We start from the raw sequence: 21099 nt of genomic DNA, 5'->3' as shown, positions 1-21099 counted from the left end.
CTATTTCCCCTTATCAAAAAGCTGACTATAGCCCGAGCTGCAAAAATTCAGCAATTTATTTGTATTAAGGTTAAAAGCCGTTAACCTTTTATAGACAAGATAGGTTAATATGCGCGCGTTAATCCCTACAACTTTTTATACAGTGAATACCCCGATTGGATAACGACGAGTTTATCGAAAAACGCAGATTTATCATCAAGCTAGGCAAGGCATTGCATAAGTTTGGCACACCCGCTTATCGCCTAGAAACCCACTTACAAACCGTTGCGCGCACCTTAGGTATCGAAGGCTACTTCCTTATCTCGCCAACTTCGATGACCTTCGTTTTACAACACGATACAGATCAAGAATATAACCATGCCGCTCGAGTGAAGCCCGGCGAACTCGATTTAGGCTCCCTCGCCCGCACTGATGAATTAGTTGACGAATTAACCTCAGGTAAGCGCACTTTGGCCGAGGCCTTAGAGCGCTTAGAAGAAATCGCCAACAAACCCAATCCCTATGGCCCAGTGTTAACTTGTTTTTCATTTGGTACTTCTGCCGCAGCCTTTGCCATGTTGATGGGCACGGGTTGGAACGATGTATTTTGGTCGGGGTTATTAGGCTTATTCGTTTATGGTTTGGTATACCGCGCCGAACGCTCGGCACGCATGGCCGAAGTGCTCGAACCCTTCGCCACCATTCTTTGTGCTATCGCCGCCTGCGGCATAGCGCGCATCGATCCCAACATTAATATCCCAGTGGTGATCCTCTCCTCGATCATTATTTTTATTCCCGGCTTAGCCTTAACCTTAGGTCTGGCCGAACTCGCTGCGCGGGATTTGATTTCCGGCACGGCGCGCATCATGGATGCGATTATGCAATTGTTTAAACTGTACTTTGGTGCAGTGCTCGGCATGGCGATTGGTAAAGCCGTGTTTGGCGAAGCGATTCATATCGAGCCAGAAGGGTTGCCGCGCTGGGCAATTTGGTCGGCGGTGCCGATTTTATCTATGGCGTTAGTGTTTATCTTCAAGGCACGGATGCAAGATTCACCTTGGGGCGTATTAGCTGGAATTGTGGCGTTTTTCTCGGCCATGCTCGGCGGGCATTATTTTGGTGATTCGGTGGGCATTTTCTTTGGCGCCTTGGCTGTCGGGATTTACTCCAACCTCTTCGCCCGCTGGATGAAAGCTCCCGCCTCCATCGCCCTGTTGCAAGGCATAGTGATCTTAGTGCCCGGCAGTAAAACCTATATCGGACTCAATGCCTTAATCTCCGGTGAGACCATGCTCAATCAATCCCATATTGGCTCGCAAATCTTTTTGATTTTTATGTCGCTGATCGCGGGATTGATTTTTGCCAACGTCGCCGTGCCGCCAAGGCGAACATTGTAACAATTGTGAATTCGGCTGGAGCCCACGCCCAGCCGCCACCTCAAAACAATCTTAAGCTAACCTTAAGTAAAATCAGAAACTTATTAAAATGTTTTCTTGACTAACCTCCACTTTTTATGTGTTATTAAATTGTGAATTGCAGAGTGAAGTTATTTTCGCTGCAGTCGTCAATTTCATGGGAGTGGTCTTTTATGCAGAAATTCATTCAGTATGCATGCATCCTACCTTGTTGTGTTGGCAGCCTTATCAGTGCTGCCCAAGCAGAAGACGCTAAGCTCGCCGATCCCGCAACACAGGCTCAAGAAACCAAAAAAGTCAGCAAGATTGTCGTAGTTAACAATCCTATTTTTGATGAATCCGATCCCGATGCTTTTTTCATCCACCGCTGGGCGAACGCCCTGCATATCAACACTAAAGAATACGTGGTGCTCGATAAACTGACCTTCGGCGAAAATGATACTGTCACCCAGAAAGATCTCGATGAATCGCAACGGCTATTACGGGCCGTGCCCTATATCCGCGACGCCAAAATTTATGTTGCCGAAAAAGATCCCCTCGCCGATACCGATCCCACGGTTGAATCCGTTGTCGTCGAAACATGGGATAACTGGTCATTACTGCCAACTGCGAGCCTGAGTAGTTCAGGTGGCGACACTCGCTATTCCTTCGGCGTTAAAGAAGATAACTTACTCGGAACAGGTATTCGCACTCGACTCAAGTACCAGTCCAACGAGTCCCGCAATGGCTATAAATTTGCGTTCGAAGCTCCGCTGAGCATTATCGAACACGGCACAGTTGCTGCCGAGTTTTACGACAATAGCGACGGCCAAGCGAAGCACGTTTATGTCAGTAAGCCCTTCTATTCACTCGATACCAATACCATGTATTCGGCTGAGTTTTTAGACGATAACCGTATCGATACGATTCGACAAAATGGGCAAGATATAAATGAATTCGAACACACAGTCGACTACCTCAATCTAAAATATGGTTGGTTAATCAATAAAAACAGTGAGCATCTTTCTCGCTTTATTACTGGTGTTACCCAAGACAAACATGAGTTTGCCAATTCAGATCTCTACCCCAATTCGATGCTGCCTCAAGACAGGGACTTTATGTACCCTTGGGTCGCATACGAGTTTATCCAAGATGATTTCCACGTACTGAATAACGTTCACCTGATATCTAACAACGAAGACTTTAACTTAGGCTGGCATCACTATGTGCAACTCGGCATAGAAACCAACGACATAGGAGATAACAATCCTGTCGGCTACCACGTCAATTGGCAAAGCACTGGCGGCTATAAGTTCGACGACCAACTGTGGCTGTTAGAAATGGGCGGCACTAGCACAATCGGCACAACCCAAAAAGACACTTACAAGGTCGATATCCAAGCCGAATACTTCTATCAAATCAATCCTAAGTGGACAGCCTACGGCAAAGCATGGGCTAGCCTTTCAAAGAACACTTATCTGGATCTGAGCAAAGGGCTGGGAGATGAAACTGGCGTACGCGGCTATCCCAACGAATACCAACAAGGGGACAATCAGTGGTTATTGACCGCCGAGATACGTAATTACCCCAATATCAACTTATATCAATTGGCTGAATTGGGTTGGGCAGTGTTTGCCGATCTGGGTCAAGCCTCCGGCGGACAATTTGCCGAGAATAACGAAGTCAGCGGTCCACTGGGGAGCATAGGCATAGGCGCGCGAATTTATTCCTCTCGCTCCAGCTATGGCAACGTCGCCCATATCGATTTTTCACTCCCTTATACAGGCGGCGAGTCAGTCAACAGCTGGGAATGGCGATTCCTAGTAAAAAGCAGTTTTTAGTCGCTGATTTAGGAACTGCGAATCCGACAAAGCCAAACGCTAACCGCCATAGGAAGGCTGGGCAGTTAGAGTTTGGTCATCCAACGCAAACCAAAGGTGCTACGCAGCAGTTTTACTGTGCTGTTGTGGCGCATTTGAAACAGACAGCCAAGGCTAAAACTGACGATTAAGCCAGGTGTCGACCCAATAAAAGCACGACCGCTTTGCGCTAGTTGTTGTTTCCTCACCTGCAATAACTCATGCTGCAGCCGACCTTGCTCCGTCAGTACAGTGAGCTCTAATTGCTGCTTTTTAAGTAACTTTTGCACTAGCATTGTTGATCTTCCTGTTGTTTGTTGGCTGACTTTTGAGTAGAAAACAACAACCGTAACTGCTGCCAAGTCTTTGAAAAACCGGCTTGCGACAGCACATAGCTCAGACTACGCCAACACCAGATCAATAACACAAACTGCAATACCACTAACACGCTCGCGGTAATCAACAACGAGCCGCTCAGTTGAAACAACATATAGCCCAGCAGTAATAAAACACTGCCCCAGAATAGGGTAATACCCGTCCCAAAACAGACAACCAAAGCCGCAGCAATAATCAAGCTGCGACCCGTTAACTGCCATTCTGCCGTTGCTATTTTTCCTGCCAAATTTAACTGATTGATATAGGCTTGCTTCACCGAGCTGCTCAGTGCCGCTATCTCAGCCAATTGCTCAATGGCCTGATCAACCACTTTATTCTGGGCAGCGGATGCGGGCTGCCCAGTGGATTCAGCATGCTGGACAGGTCTTTGCTCTGGCGCCTCTGACTGTGCACGGTTTTGCATAACCCCACCTTAGCGACGGCGTAACAAGGCAGTCAACACTACACCAGCAGCAAACGCTATCCCGGCTGTAGCCAGAGGATTCTGCGCTGCTAGCTCACGGGTTTTACTGTAAGAGCTTTGCAGTTGCTGTTTGATTTCCTCTTGCTTGTGCGCCAGTGTTTCCTGCGAGCTAGCGGCGGTTTTACGCAAAGTATCCTCTGCAACAGCGGCTTTCTCTGCCACAGCGTCAACGGCATGATGCGTCACTTCGCTGGCTTTCGCTGTGGTTGGCGAATTTAACGCGCCGTTATCTTTACTGTTAGTTTGTTCTGTTACACTTTTTGAACTGGCCATTAGCAGACTCCTTGATGAACTGAGTGCAATGCAACAAAATGCTGCACTTTGCATATAAACCAATGCAATGGCTAAGCCAATTGATATAAACAAATAAAAACAAATATTTAGACTAAAATACTTTATATCCGTGCCCTCAGTTAACGGTAGATGTTACCTACATAGGGTAATTTTTACCTGCAGCGAAGGCTGATAAAGAGAGCGACAGAACAGACAACTAAATAGGATATAGATTGGATACGGACGGGGAATTCAACACTTTGATTTTTAATTATTTAACAAGTAACGGTCGCTTAAAGCTGCAACAGTTAAAAACAAAAAGCCCGTTTGTCATTACGACAAACGGGCTTTTTATTGAATGAGGTGAGTTGGCCGATAAGCCGGGTCCTGTCTTGGACAGTCATTCATCTAGGCCTGCAATCGCTCACAGGCTCAAGCGACCTACCCGGTTCCAACGCGAGCCACGCCATACGGAACCCTATTTGGTCTTGCTCCGGGTGGAGTTTACCTTGCTACGAACTATTGCTAGCCGCACGGTGCGCTCTTACCGCACCCTTTCACCCTTACCGACCTGATAAAATCAGGCAGGCGGTCTACTCTCTGTTGCACTTGTCGTCGGTTCGCACCGCCCAGGCGTTACCTGGCACCCCGCTCTTTGGAGCCCGGACTTTCCTCCCCGTTCTTGCGAACGCGGCGACTGTCTGGCCAACTCGGCGCGGATTATAGCCTAAGCCACCCTGATGCACCACAGATAATCCGCTCGCGGCCGTTTTAGCGCTTATAAATCAGACTCTAGGCCATATTTATACAGAGCATTCTTTTTAAGTCCATGAATTTGCGCGGCAATTGCAGCGGCTTTCTTCAATGGCAATTCTTCACATAAGAGCTTGAGCGTGTTGATGGCGACCGTGGGAATCGCTTCGTCATCACTCAAATGGTAACCATGCACCATAAGCACGATTTCACCCTTCTGCTGATTCGGGTCAGTACTAACTGTGGCAAGCACTTCTGAGACAGGACCAGATAAAAAGGTTTCGAAGGTTTTGGTCACTTCGCGCGCCATCACCACATGGCGATCGCCGCCCAGCACTTCGACCATAGTCGTTAAGCTATGCTCGATGCGGTGCGGTGATTCATAAAAAATCAGCGTGCGCGGATCTTCTTTCAGTGCCAATAACTTATCGGCACGGGCCTTTTCTTTTGATGGCAGAAAACCTTCGAAAGAAAAACGGTCCGATGGCAAACCTGAGGCGCTCAGGGCGGTAATCGCCGCGCAAGGGCCGGGCAGAGGGATCACATTAAACCCAGATTGGCGCACATGGGAGACTAAGTGGTAACCAGGATCGGAAATCAACGGCGTACCCGCATCGGAAATTAATGCTATCGACTGTCCAGCGGCAAGCTGATCGACAATCCACTGGGCACGCGCACGCTCATTGTGGTCATGCAAGGCCGTGGTTTTAGTGGTAATGCCAAAGTGGCTCAATAACTTACCGCTGTGGCGAGTATCTTCACAGGCGATCAATGAAACCTGATTCAGCACTTCTATTGCCCGTGAGCTCATATCGCCCAAATTACCTATGGGAGTAGGAACTATGTAGAGTGCGACGCTTTGGTCCATATATACCTCTGTAATGACAGTGCCAAGACTTTCGTCAAGCGCGAGAGAAGGTTAAACTAGAGGCCGCATCTTACCAGAGTGAAGCCCAGTGTTAAAAAGCCTGAATACAACTAAGTTCGTTTCCGTGGCCATTTTATCGGTAATCTTGGCGGGTTGTGGTGTTTCATCGCCCAATTCCACTGGAACAACCGCCACAGTGGCTACCTCATTAGCATCCGCACCTTTGGCGGCAAATGTCTATTTGGCGCAAGCGGCCAATAGCAAAGACCCGCAGCAGCGCGATACTTATCTGCTGCTAGCAGCCCATGCCTATATTAATGCCAATGACTATGCGGCGGCGCAGAAGCTACTCAAATCGATACAGCCGAGCTTAACTCAGAGCCCTACATTACTGGCCGAACATAAATACTTGACCGCGCGTGTACTTGAACATACGTCCACCTACAGTGATGCCCTTAAAACCTTAAATTATCCAAGTAGTTGGAGCCTGCCAAGCTGGCAAATGACGGCCTATCACCAATTCAAAGCGCATTTATATCAATTGAATAAACAGCCAATTGAACAAGTGCGCGAGTTGAGTTTGCTGACAACTTACTTGCCACCCGCCCAAGCCAACGAAGTGAATAACACCATTTGGCAAGTGCTGCAGCCGATGCACGAACAAACCATAAAGACGTTTACCCAAGATGCTAAAAGTCCAGTGTTTGCGGGCTGGTTACAACTGGCTTATATCGCTAAGCATTATGCCGTCGATCCCACTCAGTTAGTGCGCTACTTAGGTGAATGGCAGAAACAAAATCCTTATCACCCAGCTGCAGCCAAACTGCCCGCCGATTTGGATAGAGCCTTAAACGCTAAACCATTTACGCCGAAAAATATTGCCGTGCTGTTGCCGCTGACGGGTCCAAGAGCGAACGCCGCCAATGCGATTCGCCAAGGTATATTAGCCAGCTATATGGCAAAGCAAAACGATCAAGTCGCAGTGAATTTTTACGATACGGCCAACGATGCGGCGAGCGCCTATCAACAGGCACTGACAGCAGGAGCCGAGTTTATTATTGGCCCATTACTACCGACTGAAATCGAACAAATACAAGTGATGAATGCAGCAAATACTGCCACCACTAATGCGCTGACCAATACGGCTAACCCAGAAAAAAAAGCTAATACAGTTACAGCTGCGCCTGTACCACAACTGTTTTTGAATCAAGTTGATAAATTCACCCCCGATCCAAACAAATTCTACTTTGCGCTATCACCAGCCCAAGAAGCAGCCGATGCCGTCGAGCATTTATATCAAGATGGCGTCACTATGCCATTGCTGCTCGCCAGCAATGATGCCCTTGGCAAACGTATGGCCGAAAGCTTTATTCAAGCGTGGAAAAAGAAGAGCGATAACGTCGTCGAAGTCTATTACTACGATGGTGGCGACCAAATGAAAACCACAGTGCAAGATGCCCTTGGCGTACGTGATAGCCAAGCCCGTATCGCACGCATCAAGGAGCTGCTGGGTAACTCAGTGCAGGCTGACTTCCGTTCACGCCAAGATATTGATGCCATTTATATGATTTCAACGCCGCAGGATCTGACTCTGCTCAAGGCCTTTATCGATGTTAACTTCAGCGTGTTCACTCAACCTGTGCCCTTGTATACCTCAAGCCGCAGCCGAGTTGAGAACGAAAGCACACAAACGGCGCAGGATTTAAATAACCTCACCCTCAGTGATGCTCCTTGGCTGATGCAAAACGGCGAAGAAAACCTAATGGTCAACACGTTATTTTCGGGCTGGAATAACAGTCAGAAACGTTTGTTTGTTATGGGTTATGATGCAATGGACTTGATCGGCCGTTTAGCACAAATGCGCTCATTTACGGGTTACCAATTCAATGGCCGCAGCGGCGCTTTATCGGTTAGTCCAGATGGCATAGTAAACCGCCAATTAAGCTGGGGACGTTACCAAAGAGGCAGCTTCCGCCAGCTATGACACTCGGACAGCAGGCAGAAGCGCACGCACAACGTTACCTTGAACAGCAAGGGTTAACTTTTGTCGAACGTAATGTCCGCTATCCGTTTGGGGAAATTGATTTGGTCATGCGCCATAAAAGCCATTGGGTATTTGTTGAAGTGAAGTATCGCTCGGCAACCCAATATGGCGGCGCATTACAGGCTTTAAGCACGGCGCAAATCACGCGGATTCGTAAAGCGGCCAACCATTATTTGCAACTCAATAGACTCGATGTGCCCTGTCGTTTCGATGTCATCGCCATGGAAGCCGATCAAATTCATTGGCTCGTCGATGCCTTTTAAGCGCCAATAGTGCGAGAGTAGCGACACAAATTATTTTTAACGTCTGTGCCTCAACACGCTTGTGGAAATATGGCATGATAGCAACACTTTATCCTGAAAGGATTTATCCATGTTAGAACGCATTAAAGACAGCTTTACTGAATCTATCCAGACAAAAATCGATGCAGCCGAAGCACTGCCAGAATCAATCGCCAAAGCGGCCGAGATGATGGTGCACTGTCTTTTGGGTGGCAATAAAATCCTTGCTTGCGGTAACGGCGGCAGTGCTGGCGATGCACAACATTTCTCAGCCGAACTGCTAAACCGCTACGAGATTGAACGTCCACCCTTACCGGCCATTGCCCTGTCTACTGACACTTCAACCATCACAGCTATCGCCAACGACTATAGCTATGATGAGATTTTCTCAAAACAGATTTTTGCCTTAGGTCAACCGGGCGACATTCTGCTGGCGATCTCCACCAGCGGTAACTCAGGTAACGTGATTAAAGCCATGGAAGCCGCATTAAGCCGTGACATGACGATCGTTGCACTAACAGGTAAAGATGGCGGCGCTATGGCAGGCCTGCTGAGCGTGGGCGATGTGGAAATCCGCGTGCCTTCAAACGTCACCGCACGTATTCAAGAAGTGCACTTACTGGTGATCCACTGCCTATGTGACAACATTGACCGCACACTCTTCCCGCAGGACGAGCAGCAATGAGACACGCTGCCCCGCTGTTAATGGTTTGCTTGCTGCTACAAGGCTGCGCCGGTGCCGTTATGGTGGGCGCAGTGAGTGGCGCTATGATGGCCAACGATGAGCGCACTGTTAAGACACAAATTGATGATACTAATACGGATTTTAGGATCACTAGTGCGCTACTAGAGCAAGAAGATCTTAAAAAACAAACTAATATCACTGGTGTGTCCGTCAATGGCAATGTGCTTATGATAGGCCAAGCCCCTAACTCCATGTTAAGGGATAAAGCCATCAAGGTCGTACAAGATCTTAAGCTAGGCGGCAAGATCCACAATCAGATCCGCATTGGCAACCCAACTTCTTTCACCACACGTAGCAACGACACTTGGATCACCACCAAAGTGAAGGGCCGCATGCTAAACGAGAAAGATTTGGATATGACTCGGATTAAAGTCATCACTGAAAATGGTGAAGTCTTTTTGCTCGGCGTGATCCATCGCTCGCAAGCAGACTTAGCCGTTGATATCGCCCGCAATACTGCAGGCGTGCGTAAAGTGGTAAGAGTATTTGAATATACAGAGTGATTTTACAATTTGAGCAGGTTGTAATTTGAGCGTAGTGGAAGTTAAGCCTAAGTCGCGAGTCAACTCGTACACTTAGGCTTAAACGCTCACCATTATTTCCCCGCTAGCGTATCCGCTATCTTAGGCGTCGATTTTGATAACAACGACCCTAGCCAAGGTAAAAACAACGAAGGCAACACAATCAAAGCGGCGCCAAGCCAGCTTAAATTATCCAACCATTCATCGAATAATAACCAGCCTAAAAAGACAATAAATAACAAGCCACTATATTCCGCAATCGCGATATCGCTCGCCTGTGTTTTACGGTAGGCCAGCACACAAAACCAGTGATATACAAGTAAGAATACGTTGCTCAGCAATGCCACGCCCACCAGCTCCCAACTCAAACCTTCAATGCCCTGAAACGCCGCAATCACTAACGTCGCCGGAATACCCAGCAAGTTATACAACATCAGCGTTAATACGGGATGTTCAGCATGGGGCACTTTTTTCAGCGCTAACTGATTCACTGCAAAGGTAAAAGCAGAAAATAGCACAGCAATGCCATACCAGTTCATTTCACTCGGTCGCAGGATAATCAAAATACCGACAAAACCTAAGCCTGTGCAGATGGTCTGGGCAGCAGTGATCCGCTCTCTCAGGAAAAAATACCCCATCAAGATGATCATCAAAGGTGCCGAATAAAACAATGAACTCACTGTCGCGAGTGGCAATGCCATCAAGCCAATAATTAAAAAAAGCGCGCCAACTGAGCCTATGTTGGCACGCCAAAGGTGAACTGAAATATGTGTTGTCATTGGCCGCTGTGAATACAGCCACACTGGTAACAGCATAAAGACTGAGGAGATTTGCCTGACAAGGAGGAAAGTCGAGGCATTTGCATCGTCCGGCAACCACTTGATCGACACATCATAGAAGGCACTGAATAGATTACCTACTATCAATAAAATCAAACCGATAACAACTGGGCGTTGCATTTTTTAACATCCATAAATCTCAATGGCGGCATGATAATCCTCGCAAAACTTAAGCTGAAATGATGCTTTCTCATGCTAGATGAATTAGATTCATACTAAAGCCTTTAGATATTGAAAATAATGAGAAAGCTCCCACCATTACGCGCTCTGCAAGTGTTCGAAGCCGCCGCCAGACAACAGCATTTTTCTAAGGCGGCCGATGAACTGTGCATCACCCAAAGTGCGGTTTCTCACCAAGTGCGGGTATTAGAAGAGTATTTTGGCGAGCAACTGTTCGACCGTCAGGGGCGTAAACTGCAGTTAACCCCAAAAGGACACGGACTATTTCTAGAGTTAGAGCGGATATTCAACGAGTTAAGTGATCTTAATTTGAAGGTTCGCGACACGCCCAATCAGCAGCTGTGCTTAGCCGTTTATAGCTCCTTCTCGGTGAAATGGTTGATCCCCAGACTCACCGATTTTCGCCGCCAATATCCGAGCGTGAAAATCCGCCTCGAGATGATCACCCAAGATCCTGATCTCAGCACTAGCACGGCGGATATCTTCATCGCCGGTAAACTGAATCAACGCGGCTATTGGCAACAGTTACTCCATAAAGAGCGGTTAATCCCAGTGTGCAGCCCAAATTTCTACCTTAAATGGCGCGACATTAGCCTGAGCAATTTCCAGCAACAAGCCCTGCTGGTTGTCGATGAAGGCCCACTCGGACTCGACTGGCACAAATGGTCATCGGCACACCAGATCCCACTCGATAACGAACAACAGCATGTGTTTAGTCATATTGTGATGGCAATTGAGGCGGCGATTGCAGGCCAAGGCTTAGCCCTAGCGCCGGACTTTATGGTGGCTGGCGATATCACCACGGGGCGTTTAGTCGCTTTGAATCTTCCCGATGTGCATACCGGATTTGAATTTACTTTCTTTTGTAAACAGCGCCGTTTATCTGAGCCTGCGATTGCCGCCTTCTCATCTTGGCTAAAATCACAGGCCTAAGGTGAACGTCCAGACACAAAAAAGCCGACGCTGACGTCGGCTTAATTTATCGATATCGATTGATTACACTAACAAACCAATCTTCTCGTACACTTTTTTCAATGTCACTTCGGCGCGCGCCTGCGCACTTTCAGCGCCAGCTTTCATCACTTGGTCTAAGTAAGCACGGTCGGCACGAATCGCGCGGTAACGCTCTTGCAGCGGCGCTAACATGCTCACAACCGCTTCGCCTGCTGCACCTTTCAAATGGCCATACATCTTGCCTTCAAACTCGGCTTCTAGGCTTGCAATGCTTTGTCCCGTCACACCCGACATGAGACTCAGCAGGTTAGAAACGCCTGGCTTATTGTCCATATCGAAACGCACGACTGGCGGCTCATCACTGTCTGTCATAGCTTTTTTCAGCTTCTTCAGCACGGCTTTTGGATCTTCTAGCAGGCCGATGACGTTGTTACGGTTCTCGTCTGACTTAGACATCTTCTTCAGCGGCTCCTGCAACGACATCACTTTCGCGCCATGTTCAGGAATAAACGGCTCAGGAATGGTGAAAGTATCACCGTAGGCATTGTTGAAGCGAGTCGCGATATCACGCGTTAACTCAAGGTGTTGCTTCTGATCTTGACCAACTGGGATTTCGTTCGCTTGATAAATCAGAATATCCGCCGCCATCAGCACAGGGTAACCAAACAGACCCACGTTGATGTTATTAGCATGCTTTTGTGACTTATCTTTAAACTGCGTCATACGACTCAACTCGCCCATTTGGGTGTAGCAATTTAATGCCCAACCCAATTGCGTGTGTTGTGGCACCTGTGACTGGATAAACACTGTGCTCTTTTTAGGATCGACGCCACAGGCCAAATACAGGGCTAAGGTGTCTAAACAGGCTTCGCGCAACGCTTTAGGATCTTGACGCACGGTAATGGCATGCAAGTCGACCACACAATAGAGGCAGTCGTGGCTATCTTGCATCGCAACCCATTGACGCAATGCACCCATGTAGTTACCTATGGTTAATTCGCCGGACGGCTGTGCACCGCTGAGTACTATGGGTTTGGTCATTACGTCATTGCTCCACTATCTATATATAAAAAGACTATAAAAAAATCGACTAAAAAACGGGTAAACACGCATTACTTAGTAGGTTTTACCCAGTTCAAAATCTCACTAAATTGCTCACATACGGCATCTGGGCCACTGAGCCCAATATCTTCACCGTAGTTGTAGCCGTAGGTCAAGCCGATTGACGCTATCCCAGCCGCTTTCGCCGCTAAAATGTCGTTTTTAGAGTCGCCGACCATCAATAACGCCTCTTTATCCAATTGCCACTCATGTAATAAGTGCTGCAGCGGCAAAGGATCGGGCTTCATCTTAGCTAGGGTATCGCCACCTAACACTAAGCTGAAAAAGTCATTAATCCCAAAGGCATTGAGTAATGGCAAGGTAAAACGATAGGGTTTATTGGTGACAACGGCGAGCTTAAAACCTGCATCGAACAAGGTTTGCAGTACTTGATGCACGTCACTATACAGCGCACTGTGTTTTTCAAGATTTTCTTGATAATGATGCATAAAAATCGGCATGGCCGCATCCAGTGGGGTTTGCTCAACATCCGCTCCCAAGGCATGGGTCATGGCGCGGCGCATTAACATTTCGGCACCGTTACCGACCCAAGTACGCACTTGGGCCTCAGAGCAGCTCTTCAAACCTAACTCGGCTAAGGCTTGCTGCGTGGCAACGGCTAGGTCCGGCACACTGTCGATCAGCGTGCCATCAAGATCAAACGCTATCGCTTTAATCTTATCCCACATGCCTATGCCCCAACTTTAGCAAGTTCGGCACGCATCTCATCAACAACAGCTTTGTAATCTGGCTTGCCGAAAATGGCAGAGCCCGCAACAAACATGTCGGCACCGGCGGCGGCGATTTCAGCAATATTGTCGACCTTAACGCCGCCATCCACTTCTAAGCGAATATCGAACCCACTGGCATCGATACGCGCACGCACTTGACGCAGTTTATCTAAGGTCGATGGGATAAAAGATTGACCGCCAAAACCAGGGTTCACTGACATCAACAGAATCACATCCAGCTTATCCATCACATGGTCGAGATAATGCAGTGGTGTGGCAGGATTAAACACGAGACCCGCTTTACAGCCACATTCTTTGATCAACTGAAGTGTGCGATCGACGTGCTCTGAGGCTTCTGGATGGAAAGTAATAATAGATGCGCCCGCTTTAGCAAAATCAGGCACGATACGGTCAACTGGCTTAACCATCAAATGCACATCAATATCGGCGGTAATACCGTAGTTACGCAGCGCTTGGCACACCATGGGGCCAATTGTTAAGTTAGGAACATAGTGATTATCCATCACATCAAAATGCACTACGTCGGTCCCCGCATCTAACACGGCTTTTACATCATCACCCAAACGGGCAAAATCGGCAGATAAAATCGATGGAGCAATCAAGAATGGACGCATAAAACACTCGCTGCTATTTGGATAAAAAGTGCCTTATTTTACCCTGAGCCAAGCTAAGCCTCTATAGCTAAAGCCACATTTCTGGCAATTGATACGCGATGCCCGTGTCAGCAAAGCAGCACATTCTGTAACTATCGCAGTCAATTGGGGCTTGGATTCGGTAAAATAAGCTAATATTTTCGAGCATTTTGGCGGCAATTGATAAATTTTTGTTCATAAACTAGGCGAGTTTGTTATACTCGAGGCGCAATGCTGGTTCATTTCAAAGGAAGCGTTATGAAGGGGCGGTTTAGTTTGTTTTCACACTATGTTAAGTCAGTGACATTTAAGTCATCTATGATGTTGGCATTCACTGCTGTTGTCGTGGCCACGTTAGCTTTTGGCGTTGAAAAACTTACGGAAAATACCGAAACAGCTTCATGCGCTTGTAGCAGTGACATCCGTTACAATAATGCTCTGCCTAGTAGTCATCCTAATAATCGCTGCGCCGATCAAGCACAAACCCTAAGCTGGAAAACGTGGCTCACAGGAAAAAACCGTTCAAGTCAGTTCCACTTTGTCGATTTGCTTGAGCTATTACACGGCCATCAAGATAAACCTATGGATGACCTCAAGCCCACTACATCTCATCTTGCCTATTAATGCTTAGCCGTATCTGGCAGGTATTCCACAGCACAGTCGCCGCCTTTTTCGGGGTACAAACTGACGAGAATCGAAAAAAAGATTTCCAAACTAGCTCACCATTACCTTATATCGTAATGGGAATCGTATTGGCAGTCGTCTTAGTGGCAAGCCTGATGTTTCTCGTAGGACAAGTGCTTAGCTGAACGTAGGCTATGTCGAACCTAGTCATCCTTTGGATCGTAATTTTCATCATATAACGCCATCAACTCATCCACTTTGTTACGACCACTACCATTTTGGCTAATGTTACGTTGCACTTGGATTTTCGCTAAGTGAGCGCCGCGGTATAACTCGCGAGTCAATGGAATATCGTGATTACTGATCAACACAGGAATACCACGTTCTAGTGCTGTATGGCGCGAATGACGAGCCAGCAGCGCTTGGTCGTCTAGACTAAAGCCCGCACCGACATACGTAGTGAAACTGGATGTGGTAGATAATGGCGCATAAGGTGGATCGCAGTAAACCACATCGCCGCTACGTGTCTGCTCAAAGGCTTTTTCGTAACCTATGCATTTAAACTCGGCACGTTGCGCTTTTTCAGAAAAGGCCCAGATTTCCTTTTCGGGGAAATACGGCTTTTTATAGGAACCAAAGGGCACATTGAAGCCGCCTTTACGGTTATAACGGCATAAGCCATTAAAACCATGGCGGTTTAGATAGAGGAAATACACGGAACGTTGGAAAGGGTCGCGACATTTATTAAAGTCGGTCCGCACCTGATAGTAAGCGTCTTTTTGATTCATCTCATCAACAAACATTGCCTTAGCCGCGGCAATGTAAGCTTCTGGTTGATGCTTCACAATCTGGTATAACTCAATCAAGTCCTGATTAATGTCACAGAGCAGGTAGCTAGGATAATCCGTATTTAAGAAAACGGATCCTGCACCCACGAATGGCTCGACCAAACGGTCTCCTGTGGGTAAATAACTGGCCAAATCATCCACCAATTTAAATTTACCGCCAGCCCACTTAAGGAAGGCTCTGTGTTTTTTTATCATTTAACTTGATGAATGCCGACAAAAATAAAGGCCATGATTGTACTCTGTTTATTCTGAAATTTCACGATTTGGCAGACTTTCTTCTAGTTGATAATCTTTTAAATCCGCCCACTTTCTTACCCAAGGTTGCTCGAAACGATACTCTTTAACCAATTGTGCCGCCGCATTCGAAGCTGATTTGCTACTGCTGTAGTTGCCAACGAGGACAACCCAACGCTGCTTATGTTGTGCAACGCGAACGCCCTCAAGATGCTCAATACTCTTTAATGTTGCACGCAGGGTATCCAACTGAGCAACACTGGCAATCTGTATTGTGTAACCTTTGAGCGGCTTTTGCGTATCCAAGCCCGCTTTAGCTACCGGCTTATCGGCCTTTGCAGCATCAATGGTTGCGGGTTGAGTCTGAGCCGCTTTAGCTTGTGGTTCAGTATCCTCAGGCGGCTTATCCTCACCAAAAGACTTGCTACTCACCTCACCCACACTCACTAAGGCAGCATCGTCAGGCATGGGATGTTGCGCTTCACCGTGGAATTCACTTAAGGGATCGACGGCTTGTTCAGCTTTGGCTTCTGCCGTCTCGATTTCAATAACTTTCGCAGTCTCCGCGGCGAGCTTCAGTTGCTCAGCGCGCAGCGTAAAATACGGCGTTAAGACTTTTTGCCCGTAGGACAAGAAGGCGGGTGAATCTATCGATGGATAAGTTACGACCTCAGGAGCTTGCTCTTCAGAAAATGGTTGAGTAACACCAAGCCAAATACCTAAGGCGAGTAACATACTCACAGCCGTCACCATCACGGCTTTATACTTCATCCAAGAAGATGTTTTCTCTGGCGTGCTATGCAAGGCTTTATCTAACAGATTGACCACTTCCTGCGGCGTACCGGTTTGCTTCTCAAGCTGACTGCGCACAATTTCCCTTGGCGTAAAAGGATTTTGCTCGCTGTATCTCAGTAACGTTTGATATAAGGCCTCACGCTCGGGCATGGTTAACGGCTCAATATTGATAGGCAATATCTGCCGCCGTAACTGCTCAGGCAATTGGGGTAATAGGTCGGCTAAAAATGCCGGTGGAACCGTGAGCGTGACGGCAATATTCTTACCCGCACACTGAATTTGATTGAGAATAATACACTCTGCCCATAATGCCTTAGGCAATAAATGCGCATCATCGATAATAATATGTAGGGGTTTAGTTTGGGTACTCGCAAGCCGCAACAAGGTATCGGCAAGGGGAATATCGTCGTCAAAAATCGGGGATGAAATTAACTGGACTAGAATTTTGCGCCGTATCTCAGCGTTATCAGCATGCATAGGACAAATCACAAATGCCACATTGGATTCGTCAAAATCGGTCGCTAATCCGGTCACTAAGGTGGTTTTGCCTGAGCCGCTGACACCAGAAAGCACCAGCAGCTGATCGCTATAACTGGCAACATGATGCATTCTTTGTATGAGGGCTTCCTGAGAAGGAAGCAAGACAGAACCTTGAAACGTCACTCGCCCACCACACAGTGTTTATGCGCAGCGAATAACCTGTTCAAGGGTAGATTCTGTGACTTGACTAAACACATCCGCGCGGCCTATTGCCGTTGGGAGCACCAGTCGAATCTGACCGCCTAAAACTTTTTTATCGCGTCGCATATGTTGAATGAAACTGTCGAAATCCATAGATTCCGGCGCACTCACTGGAAGATCAAAAGCTTGTAGTAACTGTATGATACGACAAACTATTGACTCATCGATAAGCCCCAGTGCTTTAGCTGTTTGAGCAGCAAGGACTGTGCCAGCTGACACTGCTTCACCATGCAACCAATTACCGTAGCCCATTTCGGCTTCAATCGCATGACCAAAGGTATGACCTAGATTCAATAAAGCACGTACACCCTGCTCAGTTTCGTCTTGGCTAACCACATCGGCCTTAATCTCACAGCAACGGGAGATAGCATAAACCAATGCTTGGGCATCTAAGGTTTTTAGTGCCGTTACATTATCTTCAAGCCATTGAAAAAAATCAGCATCCCACATGATGCCATACTTGATGACTTCCGCCATTCCCGCCGCAAACTCGCGCGCTGGAAGCGTATGTAAACATAAAGTATCGATAAGCACGATTTGTGGCTGATAAAAGGCCCCAATCATGTTTTTACCAAGAGGATGGTTAACAGCCGTTTTACCGCCGACGGAAGAATCCACCTGCGACAATAAGGTTGTCGGAATTTGAATAAAATCGATCCCACGTTGATAACATGCCGCGGCAAAGCCCGTCATATCACCAATTACGCCGCCACCCAAAGCCACCAGCACAGAATCTCGACCATAGTTTTGCTGCAGCAATGCAGTAAAAATAACATCTAGATGTGCTAAATCTTTGAATTGTTCGCCATCGGGGAGGATAACACTCTCTACCTCACCAAACGAAGCCATCGTCTCTTGTATCTGTTTTAGATACAAAGGCGCGACAGTTTCATTGGTGACGATAAGAATACGTTTTTTAAGCAGGTAGCGAGACAAGGTCTCGCCATCACTCATCAAATTCTGGCCAATGTAAATGGGATAACTACGTACATCTAAATCAACCTGAATTTGCTTCATAAATTCTGCCTAAAAACCTAATTGCTCAATGATCTGATTGGCGACAATCTTTGCGCTTTGATCATCAGTTTTGACAATCACATCGGCAATTTCTTCGTACAATGGATTACGGATCTCTGCAAGATTCTCCAACACTTCTCGAGGATCATCCACTTGCAATAATGGGCGTCGCTTGTCTCTTTGAGTACGAGCGACCTGTTTGTCGATAGTGGTTTCCAGATAAACCACAATGCCACGAGCAGACAGATGATTACGGATATCTTTGCTTTGTACTGAACCACCACCGGTGGCAAGGACAATACCTTGTTTCTCAGACAAATCAGCAATAACCTGAGCTTCACGACGACGGAAGCCTTCTTCACCTTCGACGTCAAACACCCAAGCAATATCAGCGCCTGTGCGTTGCTCAATCTCTTGATCTGAATCGTGGAATTCTAAATGCAGCATTTGCGCCAGATGGCGACCAATTGTGCTTTTACCTGCGCCCATAGGGCCTACCAGAAAAATATTACGTTTTTCAGCCATTTCTTGTACGTCTGAATCTTATTGAAAAGTATGCCTATATCGACTCAACATCAAGCCGACCTATATGTTACCTTGCTCTTATGAGACTTGACCGAGGATTATCTCAGCTTAAGGTCTACTATGGCAAGCCATGTACGCTATTTATGCAAAGAATTGTATACCAGTAATAATAAAGCCAGCAATTACTGCTGGCTTTAGTCGATACATAGCAAGTGCTTAGATCTTCTCACCGACAATTTTCGGGGTGACGAAAATAAGTAGCTCTTGACGCTCATTTTTGTCTGTTGTGTTCCTAAACAAGAAACCAACTAAGGGAATATCACCTAGGATTGGCACTTTACTGACACGGCTAATGAGATTTTGCTGATAAATACCACCAAGTACTATGGTTTCGCCGTTATTAACGAGCACTTGGGTACCAATACGTTGAGTATCGATGGCCACAGCAGGACCCGTTGGAGTATCAACGGTTTTACCCTGAGAATCTTGAGTAATTTCTAGATCTAAAATGACTCGGTTATCAGGCGTAATTTGTGGTGTAACCCGTAGAGATAACACCGCCTTCTTAAACGTGACTGACGTTGCACCACTCGAAGTCGACTGCACATAAGGGATCTCGACACCTTGCTCAATATAAGCCGCCTTTTGGTTAGAGGTGGTAATACGAGGGCTGGCGATGATCTCACCTTTGTTTTCTTGCTCTAACGCGCTTAATTCCAAATCTAGAATGGTTCCATCAGCCAATTTAGCTACGCTAAATGCAATACTTGTTGCATTAGCTGCTGCTGCAGGCAAATTGACATTAAGACGATTATCTAGAGCAGGAATAATGCCATTAGCGATACTATTTGCTCCCTCTAAACTTCCTGAAGTACCTTTACTGCCCTGTTGATCTGTAATCCCCCAACGAATACCTAAGTCTTCGGAGACATCATCTTTTACAGTCACCATACGTGACTCGATCAACACTTGGCGGATAGGGATATCGAGCACTTCAACTAAGCGGTGGATGTTCTCAATCGTTTCAGCCGTATCTTTCACCAGTACAGTGTTGGTACGTTCATCGACCGCGACTGAACCTCGTGGTGAAAGTAAGCTCGAATCCGTGCTTTTTAATAACTCTGCAATATCGACCGCTTTCGCGTAGTTAATTTGCAAATACTCGGAATAGAGCGGTGCTAACTCTTTAACCTCTTGTTTGTTTTTGAGGTTTTGGCTTTCACGAATTGCCAGTTCTTCGCTCGGCGCCACCATTAAGATATTACCTTCGATACGCTTATCTAATCCTTTGGTTTGAAGAATTAATTCTAAAGCTTGATCCCAAGGCACATCATCCAATCTTAAAGTGATATTGCCTTCCACAGTATCACTGGTGACTAAGTTAAAATTGTTATAGTCGGCGATGATCTGTAGCACAGTCCGTACAGGGATATTTTGGAAATTAAGCGACAAGGTACGGCCATTGTATTTTTTAACGTCTTTCTTGGCGGCGACTCTCTCGACTCTATTCATTGAAAGTCTAAAGAGATTATCTTCTTGCTTATAAGTGAATTCATAGTTACCCGCAATATCAATTAATATGCGCGTAGTTAAGTCCTCTTTAAAGGTCTCGAAACTTTTTACTGGCGTGGAAAAGTCTTTCACATCCATAACATACAGAAGTTCACTCTTAATATCTGTGTTATACAACTTCACCTCAAGCTTAGCGCCCACTTGCGCTACATTAGCCGCAACCGAGCGATTATTGAGATAGACCAATAACTCACCGCCACCATTATCATTACGACGGAAATCAATATTTTTAATGCTATTAACGAAGGGGTTTTCAGCTTGGGCTTGAGTCCCTGGCACTTCATCGTTAATCGTGAGCCGATATGAATTGCCCATTACTGAACCTTGGTAAGGTTTCACTTTGGACATACCTAAGATGACTTTTAGGTGAGTGTCTTGCTGCTCAGTGGTGATATCTGCAACCCCAACCTGATTAATAGGTAAACGATCCTTAGATAAACCCGAGATACTATTATCGAAGGTCAACACTAGCTCGGCGGGCGAAGCATTTGAATCTATTGCAGGCGGAGCGACCGCATCTTCAAAGACCAGTTCTAGCTCCAATTGATGATCAACCAAGGTATGGTATTTAACATCCATTAATCGATTTGCCGCAAAACTCGATGGCAAAATTCCAAATACCAGTGCGATCCCTATAACAGACTTGATTAAGCCTGAAGAAATTAACGGGACTTTTATCGCGGCAGAAGATTTCATTATACCCTCATCC

22 protein-coding genes and 1 other RNA gene are annotated in these 21099 nt (G+C 46.7%); 9 read left to right on the top strand and 14 right to left on the bottom strand.

All coding sequences use genetic code 11. From position 1 onward, the window contains the following. The first annotated feature begins 155 nt into the window (after positions 1-155). The gene (locus Q4Q46_RS13640) at positions 156-1376 is read left to right on the top strand and encodes a threonine/serine exporter family protein (RefSeq protein ID WP_311891195.1); all 1221 of its coding nucleotides are present in this window, start codon (positions 156-158) and stop codon (positions 1374-1376) included. A 191-nt stretch (positions 1377-1567) separates the two neighbouring features. Further along, positions 1568-3214 carry a BamA/TamA family outer membrane protein gene (locus tag Q4Q46_RS13635; protein WP_311899509.1) on the top strand — a complete coding sequence of 549 codons (1647 nt, stop codon included), beginning with the start codon at positions 1568-1570 and terminating at the stop codon, positions 3212-3214. Between the two features lie 65 nt (positions 3215-3279). On the opposite strand, the gene Q4Q46_RS13630 is transcribed toward Q4Q46_RS13635, so the two are convergent. From Q4Q46_RS13630 to rsmI, 5 genes are all read right to left on the bottom strand, one after another. After that, positions 3280-3528 (bottom strand): hypothetical protein, encoded by a 249-nt coding sequence (locus Q4Q46_RS13630; RefSeq protein WP_220776805.1) that lies wholly within the window; start codon positions 3526-3528, stop codon positions 3280-3282. Then, the gene (locus tag Q4Q46_RS13625; RefSeq protein ID WP_311906224.1) at positions 3522-4031 is read right to left on the bottom strand and encodes a hypothetical protein; all 510 of its coding nucleotides are present in this window, start codon (positions 4029-4031) and stop codon (positions 3522-3524) included. The genes Q4Q46_RS13630 and Q4Q46_RS13625 overlap by 7 nt, the downstream gene beginning before the upstream one ends. Positions 4032-4040: 9 nt before the next feature. Further along, a complete protein-coding gene (locus Q4Q46_RS13620; RefSeq protein WP_006083526.1) occupies positions 4041-4364 on the bottom strand; it encodes a DUF883 C-terminal domain-containing protein in 324 nt (107 codons plus the stop codon). Between the two features lie 360 nt (positions 4365-4724). Next, positions 4725-5077, bottom strand: an RNA gene (gene rnpB / locus Q4Q46_RS13615) — RNase P RNA component class A. 65 nt (positions 5078-5142) lie between these two features. Then, the gene (gene rsmI / locus Q4Q46_RS13610) at positions 5143-5985 is read right to left on the bottom strand and encodes a 16S rRNA (cytidine(1402)-2'-O)-methyltransferase (protein ID WP_006084494.1); all 843 of its coding nucleotides are present in this window, start codon (positions 5983-5985) and stop codon (positions 5143-5145) included. Between the two features lie 88 nt (positions 5986-6073). Between rsmI and Q4Q46_RS13605 the strand changes: the two genes are divergently transcribed. The 4 genes from Q4Q46_RS13605 to dolP all read left to right on the top strand — a co-directional run bounded on the left by Q4Q46_RS13605 (position 6074) and on the right by dolP (position 9558). Then, positions 6074-7969, top strand: coding sequence for a penicillin-binding protein activator (locus tag Q4Q46_RS13605; protein WP_311906223.1), 1896 nt, complete (start codon positions 6074-6076; stop codon positions 7967-7969). Continuing rightward, a complete protein-coding gene (locus Q4Q46_RS13600) occupies positions 7966-8292 on the top strand; it encodes a YraN family protein (protein ID WP_311906222.1) in 327 nt (108 codons plus the stop codon). Before Q4Q46_RS13605 ends, Q4Q46_RS13600 begins: the two co-directional genes overlap by 4 nt. Positions 8293-8401: 109 nt before the next feature. Then, positions 8402-8995: a phosphoheptose isomerase gene (locus tag Q4Q46_RS13595; protein WP_006083530.1), complete on the top strand. Its 594-nt coding sequence runs from the start codon at positions 8402-8404 to the stop codon at positions 8993-8995. Then, entirely contained in the window at positions 8992-9558 is a 567-nt protein-coding gene (gene dolP, locus Q4Q46_RS13590) for a division/outer membrane stress-associated lipid-binding lipoprotein (RefSeq protein WP_311906221.1), read from the top strand. The genes Q4Q46_RS13595 and dolP overlap by 4 nt, the downstream gene beginning before the upstream one ends. A 92-nt stretch (positions 9559-9650) precedes the next feature. Here dolP and Q4Q46_RS13585 read toward each other — a convergent pair whose 3' ends face one another. Further along, positions 9651-10535, bottom strand: coding sequence for a DMT family transporter (locus tag Q4Q46_RS13585; protein WP_006083532.1), 885 nt, complete (start codon positions 10533-10535; stop codon positions 9651-9653). Positions 10536-10655: 120 nt separating this feature from the next. Here Q4Q46_RS13585 and Q4Q46_RS13580 point away from each other — a divergent pair, with 120 nt between their 5' ends. Next, a complete protein-coding gene (locus Q4Q46_RS13580) occupies positions 10656-11528 on the top strand; it encodes a LysR substrate-binding domain-containing protein (RefSeq protein ID WP_006083533.1) in 873 nt (290 codons plus the stop codon). A gap of 63 nt (positions 11529-11591) precedes the next feature. On the opposite strand, the gene trpS is transcribed toward Q4Q46_RS13580, so the two are convergent. From trpS to rpe, 3 genes are all read right to left on the bottom strand, one after another. Then, positions 11592-12590 (bottom strand): tryptophan--tRNA ligase, encoded by a 999-nt coding sequence (gene trpS / locus Q4Q46_RS13575; protein WP_107946270.1) that lies wholly within the window; start codon positions 12588-12590, stop codon positions 11592-11594. A gap of 71 nt (positions 12591-12661) precedes the next feature. Further along, complete coding sequence (locus tag Q4Q46_RS13570; protein WP_311906220.1) at positions 12662-13339, bottom strand: phosphoglycolate phosphatase; 678 nt, start codon at positions 13337-13339, stop codon at positions 12662-12664. 2 nt (positions 13340-13341) lie between these two features. After that, on the bottom strand, positions 13342-14016 hold the full coding sequence (gene rpe / locus Q4Q46_RS13565; protein WP_012090481.1) for a ribulose-phosphate 3-epimerase: 675 nt from the start codon (positions 14014-14016) through the stop codon (positions 13342-13344). Between the two features lie 276 nt (positions 14017-14292). On the opposite strand from rpe, the gene Q4Q46_RS13560 reads away from it, so the two are divergent. Both Q4Q46_RS13560 and Q4Q46_RS13555 read left to right on the top strand, forming a co-directional pair. Beyond that, the gene (locus tag Q4Q46_RS13560) at positions 14293-14658 is read left to right on the top strand and encodes a hypothetical protein (protein WP_311906219.1); all 366 of its coding nucleotides are present in this window, start codon (positions 14293-14295) and stop codon (positions 14656-14658) included. Then, complete coding sequence (locus Q4Q46_RS13555) at positions 14658-14843, top strand: DUF2970 domain-containing protein (RefSeq protein WP_311906218.1); 186 nt, start codon at positions 14658-14660, stop codon at positions 14841-14843. Before Q4Q46_RS13560 ends, Q4Q46_RS13555 begins: the two co-directional genes overlap by 1 nt. 18 nt (positions 14844-14861) lie before the next feature. Here Q4Q46_RS13555 and Q4Q46_RS13550 read toward each other — a convergent pair whose 3' ends face one another. The 5 genes from Q4Q46_RS13550 to Q4Q46_RS13530 all read right to left on the bottom strand — a co-directional run bounded on the left by Q4Q46_RS13550 (position 14862) and on the right by Q4Q46_RS13530 (position 21086). Beyond that, positions 14862-15701 carry a Dam family site-specific DNA-(adenine-N6)-methyltransferase gene (locus Q4Q46_RS13550; protein WP_012588791.1) on the bottom strand — a complete coding sequence of 280 codons (840 nt, stop codon included), beginning with the start codon at positions 15699-15701 and terminating at the stop codon, positions 14862-14864. A 48-nt stretch (positions 15702-15749) separates the two neighbouring features. Then, positions 15750-17198, bottom strand: a complete 1449-nt coding sequence (locus Q4Q46_RS13545; RefSeq protein WP_311906217.1) for an AAA family ATPase — start codon at positions 17196-17198, stop codon at positions 15750-15752. 18 nt (positions 17199-17216) lie between these two features. Next, a complete protein-coding gene (gene aroB / locus Q4Q46_RS13540) occupies positions 17217-18293 on the bottom strand; it encodes a 3-dehydroquinate synthase (protein WP_311906216.1) in 1077 nt (358 codons plus the stop codon). Positions 18294-18302: 9 nt separating this feature from the next. Beyond that, positions 18303-18818, bottom strand: a complete 516-nt coding sequence (gene aroK / locus Q4Q46_RS13535; RefSeq protein WP_006083542.1) for a shikimate kinase AroK — start codon at positions 18816-18818, stop codon at positions 18303-18305. A 216-nt stretch (positions 18819-19034) separates the two neighbouring features. Then, positions 19035-21086: a type IV pilus secretin PilQ gene (locus Q4Q46_RS13530; RefSeq protein WP_311906215.1), complete on the bottom strand. Its 2052-nt coding sequence runs from the start codon at positions 21084-21086 to the stop codon at positions 19035-19037. Positions 21087-21099 lie beyond the last annotated feature (13 nt).

Source organism: Shewanella vaxholmensis (genome assembly GCF_031932135.1).
Lineage (GTDB): Bacteria > Pseudomonadota > Gammaproteobacteria > Enterobacterales > Shewanellaceae > Shewanella > Shewanella hafniensis.
The sequence above is the reverse complement of the archived record's forward strand: the minus strand, read 5'-3'. Positions and strand labels throughout refer to the sequence as shown.

What these genes read in the sequence shown, in the direction of transcription:
- Q4Q46_RS13595 (WP_006083530.1), top strand. Translation starts at nt 8,402, where the DNA reads ATGTTAGAACGCATTAAAGACAGCTTTACTGAATCTATCCAGACAAAA.
- Q4Q46_RS13620 (WP_006083526.1), bottom strand. Translation starts at nt 4,364, where the DNA reads ATGGCCAGTTCAAAAAGTGTAACAGAACAAACTAACAGTAAAGATAAC.
- Q4Q46_RS13625 (WP_311906224.1), bottom strand. Translation starts at nt 4,031, where the DNA reads ATGCAAAACCGTGCACAGTCAGAGGCGCCAGAGCAAAGACCTGTCCAG.
- rpe (WP_012090481.1), bottom strand. Translation starts at nt 14,016, where the DNA reads ATGCGTCCATTCTTGATTGCTCCATCGATTTTATCTGCCGATTTTGCC.
- trpS (WP_107946270.1), bottom strand. Translation starts at nt 12,590, where the DNA reads ATGACCAAACCCATAGTACTCAGCGGTGCACAGCCGTCCGGCGAATTA.
- Q4Q46_RS13580 (WP_006083533.1), top strand. Translation starts at nt 10,656, where the DNA reads ATGAGAAAGCTCCCACCATTACGCGCTCTGCAAGTGTTCGAAGCCGCC.
- dolP (WP_311906221.1), top strand. Translation starts at nt 8,992, where the DNA reads ATGAGACACGCTGCCCCGCTGTTAATGGTTTGCTTGCTGCTACAAGGC.
- Q4Q46_RS13530 (WP_311906215.1), bottom strand. Translation starts at nt 21,086, where the DNA reads ATGAAATCTTCTGCCGCGATAAAAGTCCCGTTAATTTCTTCAGGCTTA.
- aroB (WP_311906216.1), bottom strand. Translation starts at nt 18,293, where the DNA reads ATGAAGCAAATTCAGGTTGATTTAGATGTACGTAGTTATCCCATTTAC.
- aroK (WP_006083542.1), bottom strand. Translation starts at nt 18,818, where the DNA reads ATGGCTGAAAAACGTAATATTTTTCTGGTAGGCCCTATGGGCGCAGGT.
- rsmI (WP_006084494.1), bottom strand. Translation starts at nt 5,985, where the DNA reads ATGGACCAAAGCGTCGCACTCTACATAGTTCCTACTCCCATAGGTAAT.
- Q4Q46_RS13550 (WP_012588791.1), bottom strand. Translation starts at nt 15,701, where the DNA reads ATGATAAAAAAACACAGAGCCTTCCTTAAGTGGGCTGGCGGTAAATTT.
- Q4Q46_RS13570 (WP_311906220.1), bottom strand. Translation starts at nt 13,339, where the DNA reads ATGTGGGATAAGATTAAAGCGATAGCGTTTGATCTTGATGGCACGCTG.
- Q4Q46_RS13560 (WP_311906219.1), top strand. Translation starts at nt 14,293, where the DNA reads ATGAAGGGGCGGTTTAGTTTGTTTTCACACTATGTTAAGTCAGTGACA.
- Q4Q46_RS13555 (WP_311906218.1), top strand. Translation starts at nt 14,658, where the DNA reads ATGCTTAGCCGTATCTGGCAGGTATTCCACAGCACAGTCGCCGCCTTT.
- Q4Q46_RS13585 (WP_006083532.1), bottom strand. Translation starts at nt 10,535, where the DNA reads ATGCAACGCCCAGTTGTTATCGGTTTGATTTTATTGATAGTAGGTAAT.
- Q4Q46_RS13635 (WP_311899509.1), top strand. Translation starts at nt 1,568, where the DNA reads ATGCAGAAATTCATTCAGTATGCATGCATCCTACCTTGTTGTGTTGGC.
- Q4Q46_RS13600 (WP_311906222.1), top strand. Translation starts at nt 7,966, where the DNA reads ATGACACTCGGACAGCAGGCAGAAGCGCACGCACAACGTTACCTTGAA.
- Q4Q46_RS13630 (WP_220776805.1), bottom strand. Translation starts at nt 3,528, where the DNA reads ATGCTAGTGCAAAAGTTACTTAAAAAGCAGCAATTAGAGCTCACTGTA.